This window comes from Acidovorax cavernicola (assembly GCF_003581445.1).
This window is the reverse complement of sequence record NZ_QXMN01000282.1, coordinates 1-802: the sequence shown is the minus strand read 5'-3', so window position 1 is coordinate 802 and position 802 is coordinate 1. Positions and strand designations below refer to the sequence as shown.

1 protein-coding gene is annotated in these 802 nt (G+C 66.2%); it reads left to right on the top strand.

Annotated features, from left to right (window positions below; translation table 11 throughout):
• A partial coding sequence (locus D3H34_RS33160; protein ID WP_205736875.1) for a cadherin-like domain-containing protein occupies positions 1-802 on the top strand: 802 nt, incomplete at both ends.

The following is an 802-nucleotide window of genomic DNA, read 5'->3' as shown; positions in this document are numbered from 1 at the left end:
CCGACAGCAATGCCATCACCGAAGACGGCACGCCGAATACGGTGTCGGGCAGCGTGAAGACGAACGACCGCGACGGCGCGGACAACAGCAACAACGTGCCGGTGACGGGCGTGAGCTTCGGCGGTGCGGCAGGCACAGTGGGTTCGTCGATCACCACGACCTACGGCAGCATCGTGCTGAACGCGGATGGCACGTACACCTACACGCTGAACAATGCCGATGCGCGCGTACAGGCGCTGACGGTAGGTGAGACGCTGACCGAGGTGGTGACCTACACCATCACCGACGCAGACGGCGACACCTCGACCGCGACGCTGACGATCACCATCAACGGCGCGAACGACACACCGGGCGTGACTGTGAACGACGGCAACGGCGCGGCGACGGGTCAGGTGACCGTGTACGAAGCGGGCCTGACCAGCGCAGGCGACACAAGCGAGACGACGGCAGGCACCTTCGCGATCACCTCGCCGGACGGCGTGGCAAGCATCAACGTAGGCGGCACGACGATCACGCTGGCGCAGCTTCAGGGGCTGAGCCCCGGATCGCCGCTGGTGATCAACACGCCCAGCGGTCAACTGACGCTGACGGGCTTCACCGGCACGACCTTGCCCAACGGCGTGGTGACGGGTGGAACGGTGGACTACAGCTTCACGCTGGGCGCGGCGCAGACCCACAGCGGGGGCGCCGAAGTGACCGAGGCGATCGCACTGACGGTGACAGACCGCGACGGCGATGTGGCCAACGGCACGCTGACGGTGCTGATCATCAACGACACGCCGACGGCGAATGCCGACAGCAA